The organism is Streptomyces sp. GLSS-08 (assembly GCF_056387915.1).
In genome coordinates this window covers 260,663-267,434 of the sequence record NZ_JBWJAQ010000012.1, presented here as the reverse complement: position 1 = coordinate 267,434, position 6,772 = coordinate 260,663, and the positions used below count along the sequence as shown (strand labels likewise).

Genomic DNA, 6,772 nt, shown 5'->3' with positions numbered 1-6,772 from the left:
CGCCCCCGCCCCCGGGGACCCCGCCCCGGCCCGCGGAGAACCCGCCCCGGCCGCCCCCGCCCCAGACGAACCCGTCCCGGACGCCGCCGTCCCCGACGTACGCCTCCCGGACGCCGCCGTCCCCGACGTACGCCTCCCGGACGCCGCCGTCCCCGACGTACGCCCTCCGGACGCCCCCGTCCCCGGCGGACCCGCCCCCGCCGCGCCCCCGCAGGAGCCGTAAGCCATGCGCGACATGCTGCTCATCGCCCTCTTCGCCTTCCTCGGGGCCGCCGCCGCCGGGCTGTTCGGCGCGGGCGTGCTCTGGCTGATCCGGCGGCGCTCGCTCACCGCGTCCCTCGCGGTGGTCGCCGCCGTCGCCGTGACCGCGATGCTCGCGGGGACCCTCGCCGTCGCGTGGGCGATGTTCCTGTCCCCGCACGACCTGACGGTGGTGACGACCGTCGTGGCGATGGTGGCCGTCGTCTCGCTGGCCACCGCGCTGCTGCTCGGCCGCTGGGTCGTCGGCCGCAGCCGCGCCCTCACCCTCGCCGCCCGATCCTTCGGCGACGGCGGTGCCTTCGCCGCCCCCGACGGCGCCGCCACCGCCGAACTCGCCGCGCTGAGCCGCGAGTTGCAGGCCACGAGCACCAGACTCGCCGCGTCCCGCGAGCGCGAGCGCGCCCTGGAGACGTCGCGGCGGGAACTCGTCGCGTGGATCTCGCACGACCTGCGCACCCCGCTGGCCGGGCTGCGGGCGATGTCGGAGGCGCTGGAGGACGGGGTCGCCGCCGACCCCGCCCGCTATCTGCGCCAGATCCGTACCGAGGTCGAGCGACTGAACGGCATGGTCGGCGACCTGTTCGAACTGTCCCGCATCCATGCCGGAACCCTCGCCCTCTCGCCCTCCCGGATCTCCCTGTACGACCTCGTCGGCGACGCCCTCGCGGGTGCGGACCCGCTGGCCCGCGAGCACGGCGTACGGCTGGTGGGGGACCGCGTCGAGCCGCTGCCGGTGGAGGTGGACGGCAGGGAGATGAGCCGCGTGCTGGGCAATCTCCTGGTCAACGCGATCCGCCGGACCCCCGCCGACGGGACGGTCGCGGTGGCCGCGGAGCGCTCACCCGAAGGGGTCGTCCTGTCCGTCACGGACGGCTGCGGCGGCATCCCCGAGGAGGACCTGTCCCGCGTCTTCGACACGGGCTGGCGCGGCACCCACGCCCGTACTCCCCCGGCCGGGGCGGGTCTCGGCCTCGCCATCGTGCGGGGCATCGTGGAGGCCCACCGGGGCCGCGCCGCCGTGCGCAACGTCTCCGGCGGCTGCCGCTTCGAGGTGACGCTCCCGGCGCCGGCGGCACCGCTCCCGGCAACGGAGTCGCGGGCGTAAGAACGGCGCACGCGACGGGCGGGCGGGGGCACTTCCCGCCCCCGGGCGATCCCCTCTTCGCACGCGCAGCGGTTACGGTGCTGCCGTAGGTGATCGATGGGGGAGGGAACGATGCCCGGAACCGTGCTGCTGCTCGCGGCCTCGCCGGTGGGCAAGGGGTGCCTGGTGGACGCGGTGTCCGTGCTCCCCGTCCTCGCGGCCGTGGCGCCCGCCGTGCTGTCCGGCGCCGACACGGCGAACGTGGTGGAGCTGGCGGACCCGCTGGAGCCCCAGTCCGTCCTCACACGGCTGCGCGCCGCGGCGACGTCCCCGGGCCCGCTGACGGTCTATCTCACCGGCCAGCTCCAACTCGACCGCAGGCAACGGCTGCCGCACCTCGCGCTGGCCCGCACCACCCCCGCCACGGTCCGCTACACGGCGTTCCCCTGGCACTGGATCCGTGAGGAGCTGCGCCTGCGCCCGCCGGGCACGACCACCCTCTTCGCCGACCTGCACGCGGACCCGGAGGCCTGGCAGACGCTGGCGTCCCAGCCGCTCACCGCCGGCCCGGGCGTGAGCCTCTACGGCCGGATCGCCCCGCCGCCGCCCCGCCGCACGGTCGCGGCCCCGGGGTACATGAAGTCCCTGGCCACGATCCTGCGCAGCGGCCACCGCCCGGACCCGGCGCAGCTGCACCAGCAGGCCCTGACACGGGCGCTGGCGGAGGGCGACGCGCCCGGTGTCGTCCTGGCGGCGGAGGGCAGGGCGCCGGCGGCGCCCGACCCGCACGCGGCGATCACCGCCGCCGTGCAGGCGGGCCGGCACGGGGAGGCCGCCGCGCTGGCCGCCCAGTGGGAGCGGACGGCCGTACGTGCCCACGGCCCCGGGTCGGAGCAGGCGCTGCACTGGATGGAGGTGCGGGCCGATCTGGCGATGTTCGCCGGGGACCCCGTGCACAGCTGCCGGGCCTGGCTCGCGGTCGCCACCGCACGGCTGGGCGCCGGACAGTCCCCGCACGCGCCCGCCGTCGAGTCTGCCGCCGACCGCGCCCACCACCAGTGGGGCCGTATCGAGGACGCCGCCCGGGCCGGTGAACTGGCCGCCGCCCTGGCCGACTTGCGCGGTCGCGTGCCGGGCCGCCGGGAGGGCGCGCTGCGGCACATCCAGCAGCACCTCGACGAACTCCGCTCCGCGCAGCTCGCGCGCTGACCCGTGCGGTGCCCCCGGCGGGGCTACCCCTGTCCGGCGAACTCCCGCATGCCCTCCTCGAAGGAGACCTCCGGTTTCCAGCCCAGGTCGGCCCGCAGCCGGGCGGAGTCCGCCGTGATGTGGCGGACGTCGCCGAGGCGGTACTCGCCGGTGACCACGGGGTCGGGGCCGCCGTGGGCCCGGGCGAGGGCGAGGGCCAGTTCGCCGACGGTGTGCGGGTCCCCGCTCCCCGTGTTGTACGCGGTGAACGTGCCGCCGGGCGAACCGGCCTCCAGCGCCGCCACGTTGGCCGCCGCCACGTCCCGTACGTGGACGAAGTCCCGCCGCTGGCCGCCGTCCTCGAAGACCCGCGGGGACTCGCCCCGGGCGAGCGCCGAACGGAAGAACGCGGCGACGCCCGCGTACGGGGTGTCGCGGGGCATGCCGGGGCCGTAGACGTTGTGGTAGCGCAGCGACACCGCCCCGCCTCCGGTGCTCCGGGCCCACGCCGCCGCCAGGTGCTCCTGCGCCAGCTTGGTCGTCGCGTAGACGTTGCGGGGGTCCGCGGGGGCGTCCTCGGCGACCAGCCCCGGGGACAGGTCGTCGCCGCACACCGGGCACGCCGGCTCGAAGCGGCCGGCGGCCAGGTCGGTCTCCGCACGGGGGCCAGGGCGCACCGCCCCGTGGCGCGGGCAGTCGTAGCGGCCCTCCCCGTACACGACCATCGAACCGGCCAGCACCAGCCGCCGTACGCCTGCCCCGGCCATGGCCGTGAGCAGCACCGCCGTGCCGAGGTCGTTGCGCGAGACGTACTCCGTGGCGTCGGAGAAACCGTCGCCGAGGCCGACCAGCGCCGCCTGGTGGCACACCGCGTCCACCCCGGACAGGGCCTCCGCCAAGGCCGCCCCGTCGCGCACGTCCCGGCCCTCCCGCAGGTCGTACACGACCGCCTCGTGCCCCCGGGCGCCCAGCGCCGCGACGATCTCCGACCCGATGAACCCGGCTCCGCCGGTGACCAGTACCCGCATGCCGCCCACGCTAGGGGCGCGGATTCCCCGCGTCCCGGACCGCGCGCCGCACGTCACCACTCCGTAAGACCGGAGCGCACAGGGGGGTGGGCGGGTCAGCGCACCAGGTACGCCAGCGCCCCCGACACCAGCGTCCGCACGCCGGGCAGGACGGTCGACAGGTCCGGCGCGAACAGCGGGCTGTGGTTGCCGGGGACCGCGGCGAACTTCTCCATCAGTCCGGTGCCCGGGGCCGCGTCCCAGACGTCGGCGGGCGTGCTCGTCACGAACCAGTACGAGTAGGGGAGCCGCCCGCCCTCGTGCTCCGCGAGCCGCGCGAAGTCCTCACTGCCCATCACCGGACCGGGGTCGAGGATCGTCCCGGCGCCGAAGACCCTGCCGTGCACGGCGGCCACCCGGTGATCGGTCTCGGGGTCGTTCACGGTCACCGGGAAGGTGTTGCCGACGGTGACGTCCGGCTCGCGAGGGCAGCCGGCCGCCGCGCACTCCCCCGCCGCGATACGCCGGATCGCGGCGATCATCCGGTCCCGGACCTCGTCGGACTGCGTCCGGATGTTGAGTTCGAGGCGGGCTCCGGCCGGGATGATGTTGTGCCGGCTGCCCGCCTCGATGCGGCCCACCGTGAGGACCGCGGGCTCGCGGGCGGCGATCTCCCGGCTGACGACGGTCTGCAGCCGGGTCACCAGATAGGCGGCCGTGACCACCGGGTCCACCGCCGACTCCGGCCGCGCCCCGTGCCCGCCCCGCCCGTGCACGACGATGTCGATGTCCGTCGAGGCGGACATGATCAGGCCCGGCGCGTGGGCGTAGAGCCCGGCCGGGCCGGGGGCCGCGTGCTGGCCGAGCAGCACGTCCGGCCGAGGTAAGCGCTCGTACAGCCCGTCCCTCACCATCAGCGCCGCGCCCTGGCCGGTCTCCTCGGCGGGCTGGCCGACGACCAGGAGCGTGCCGGACCAGGTGTCGCGGCCCGCGGCGAGCGCCTCCGCCGCGCCGGTCAGCCAGGTCACGTGCAGGTCGTGGCCGCAGGCGTGCATGACGCCGTCGTGCTCGGAGGCGTACGGCAGCCCGGTCTCCTCGGTGACGGGGAGCGCGTCCATGTCGGCGCGCAGCAGGACGGTCGGCCCGTCCCCGTTGCGCAGCAGCCCGGCCACGCCGGTCGTGCCGATGCCCTCGGCCGTCTCGTACCCGGCCGCGCGCAGCCGTCCGGCGAGTGTCGCCGCCGTGCGGTGCTCGCGCAGCGACAGCTCGGGGTGGCGGTGCAGGTCCCGGTAGAGGTCCTCCAGGGCCGGGACCGGGAGATCGGCGGTGACGTCCAGCGCGGTGCGTGCGGCGGCAGCGGTCACGGCGTCAGCGTAGGGGGCGCCCGGCGCGTACGGCAGAGGTGTGCGGGAAGTCCTCGCGGTGCCCGGTGGGTCAGGGCGTCCGCGGCGCCGACGCGTGGGCGCCGCCGGGCGCGTGGGCGGCATCCGGCACCCGGGCGCTGTGCGGTGCCGCCGGGGGACCGTCGGCCCTGGCCGGACCGGTGTTGGCGGCGGTGACCAGCGCGGCCACGGCGACGACCGCGGCGCCGAAGCCGCGGACGTGGCGGTCGGACAGGCGTCGGAGCACGGCGACCTCGCAACAGCGGCATATTAAGCACGTTTAATACACCACTTAACTTAGAGGCATTCACAGGCCAAGGGCAAGACAAGTCAGGGGAGTTGAGCGAAAGCAGGAACACGGCTCGGTGTAACTCGCCTCAATGGCATGCTTAATCCATGGCGGAGCGCGACGACCCGGGAATCATCGGGCGCAGGGTGCAGCAGCTGCGGACGAAACGCGGTCTGACACAGAAGCAGTTGGCGGAACCGGCGTACACGCCCGCCTACATCTCCACCCTGGAGGCCGGCCGGGTCCGCGCCTCCGAACCGGCGCTGCGCCACATCGCCGGACGTCTCGGCGTGGCGTACGACGAACTGACCACGGGCCGCCCCGCCCACCTCGCCACCGGCCTGCGACTGCGCCTGACGGACGCGCAGCGGACCCTGGCGACCGGCGAGGCGGAGGTGGCTGCCGAGCAGTACGGCACGCTGCTCGCCGAGGCAAAGACGCACGGGCTCGTCGCCGAACAGGCCGCCGCCCTGCTGGGCCTCGGCGAATGCGCCCTGGAGACGGGGGACCTCGAGGTCGCCCGCACCCGCTTCGAGCAGTCCGAGCAGCGCCTCGGGGACGCCCCGCTGCCGCTGCGCGTCCCCGCCCTGCGCGGCCGGGCCGTCTCCCACTACCTCGCGGGCGAACTCCGCTACGCCTGCTACCTGTTCGAGTCCACGCTCGACGAACTGAACCGCAACGGACTGCACGACCCCGACGCGCTCCTGCTCCTCTACACGGGTGTCATAGCCCCGTACATGGACATGGGCGCCCACGCCCGGGCCGCCCAGGCGGCCGAGTTCGCCCTCGCCCTCGCACCGCAGGCCGGCGACCCCGCGCTGGTCGCCCGCATGCACCGCTCCGTCGCCCGCACGCTGCTCGCCGAGGGCCGGACCGCCGAGGCCGACGCGTCCCTGGCCAAGGCCGCCGAGCTCTACCGCCAGCTCCAGATCCGTACCGAACTTGCCAACTGCCACTGGATGCGCGGCTACCTGTACGCACAGAACGGCGAACTGGAGCGCGCCGAGTCCGAGTTGAGACAGGCGCAGACCATGCTGTCCGCGAAGCGGGCCGCCCTCTACACCAGCCAGGTCAACGTCGAACTGGCCGACGTGCTGCACCGGCGCGGCAAGTCGCTGGAGGCGGCGGCGCTGCTGCGCGAGGTGCTGGGGGACCTCAGCTCCGAGCGCGGCGCCGTGCACTCGGCGGGCGCCCACCGCCTCCTCGGCATCATCGCCGAGGACGCCCGCGACACGGAGGCGGCCGAGGAGCACTACGTCCGCGCCATGAGCCTGCTGGAGCGGGCCGGCGCGGCGGGCGACCTGGCCGACCTGTGCCGGCTCCTCGGCGACCTGCTCCGCCGCACCGGCCGGGTCGAGGCGGCACTCGACGCGTACCGCACGGGCCTGGGCCACCGCACGGCCCCCGGCACCACAACCCTGGGCGCAGCTCCGGCCCCGCCACCGCTCTGACGCCCCGGTCCGTGTACCCGCCCGACCTGCCGTGAGGTACGCGTCCACGCGCCCGCATCCGTCCGGCTTGGATCTGTGCCGGTGGGTACCCGTACGCAGACACGCACTCC

General features: G+C 75.6%; 6 protein-coding genes and 1 pseudogene. 4 read left to right on the top strand and 3 right to left on the bottom strand.

The window, feature by feature from the left end; all coding sequences use genetic code 11:
- The 3 genes and pseudogenes from AC0ZLC_RS22900 to AC0ZLC_RS22890 form a co-directional block, all read left to right on the top strand.
- Window positions 1-223 (top strand): annotated as a pseudogene (locus AC0ZLC_RS22900) (hypothetical protein); the annotation flags it as partial.
- Between the two features lie 3 nt (window positions 224-226).
- Entirely contained in the window at window positions 227-1,366 is a 1,140-nt protein-coding gene (locus tag AC0ZLC_RS22895) for a sensor histidine kinase (RefSeq protein ID WP_476753804.1), read from the top strand.
- 111 nt (window positions 1,367-1,477) lie between these two features.
- On the top strand, window positions 1,478-2,554 hold the full coding sequence (locus tag AC0ZLC_RS22890; protein WP_476753803.1) for a hypothetical protein: 1,077 nt from the start codon (window positions 1,478-1,480) through the stop codon (window positions 2,552-2,554).
- A 23-nt stretch (window positions 2,555-2,577) separates the two neighbouring features.
- Here AC0ZLC_RS22890 and AC0ZLC_RS22885 read toward each other — a convergent pair whose 3' ends face one another.
- From AC0ZLC_RS22885 to AC0ZLC_RS22875, 3 genes are all read right to left on the bottom strand, one after another.
- Window positions 2,578-3,561 (bottom strand): NAD-dependent epimerase/dehydratase family protein, encoded by a 984-nt coding sequence (locus AC0ZLC_RS22885; protein ID WP_476753802.1) that lies wholly within the window; start codon window positions 3,559-3,561, stop codon window positions 2,578-2,580.
- Between the two features lie 95 nt (window positions 3,562-3,656).
- Window positions 3,657-4,904 (bottom strand): amidohydrolase, encoded by a 1,248-nt coding sequence (locus AC0ZLC_RS22880; protein ID WP_476753801.1) that lies wholly within the window; start codon window positions 4,902-4,904, stop codon window positions 3,657-3,659.
- A gap of 70 nt (window positions 4,905-4,974) precedes the next feature.
- Window positions 4,975-5,169 (bottom strand): hypothetical protein, encoded by a 195-nt coding sequence (locus tag AC0ZLC_RS22875; RefSeq protein ID WP_476753800.1) that lies wholly within the window; start codon window positions 5,167-5,169, stop codon window positions 4,975-4,977.
- 149 nt (window positions 5,170-5,318) lie between these two features.
- Here AC0ZLC_RS22875 and AC0ZLC_RS22870 point away from each other — a divergent pair, with 149 nt between their 5' ends.
- Complete coding sequence (locus AC0ZLC_RS22870; RefSeq protein ID WP_476753799.1) at window positions 5,319-6,662, top strand: helix-turn-helix domain-containing protein; 1,344 nt, start codon at window positions 5,319-5,321, stop codon at window positions 6,660-6,662.
- The last annotated feature ends 110 nt before the right edge of the window (window positions 6,663-6,772 follow it).

What these genes read in the sequence shown, in the direction of transcription:
- AC0ZLC_RS22895 (WP_476753804.1), top strand. Translation starts at nt 227, where the DNA reads ATGCGCGACATGCTGCTCATCGCCCTCTTCGCCTTCCTCGGGGCCGCC.
- AC0ZLC_RS22890 (WP_476753803.1), top strand. Translation starts at nt 1,478, where the DNA reads ATGCCCGGAACCGTGCTGCTGCTCGCGGCCTCGCCGGTGGGCAAGGGG.
- AC0ZLC_RS22885 (WP_476753802.1), bottom strand. Translation starts at nt 3,561, where the DNA reads ATGCGGGTACTGGTCACCGGCGGAGCCGGGTTCATCGGGTCGGAGATC.
- AC0ZLC_RS22870 (WP_476753799.1), top strand. Translation starts at nt 5,319, where the DNA reads ATGGCGGAGCGCGACGACCCGGGAATCATCGGGCGCAGGGTGCAGCAG.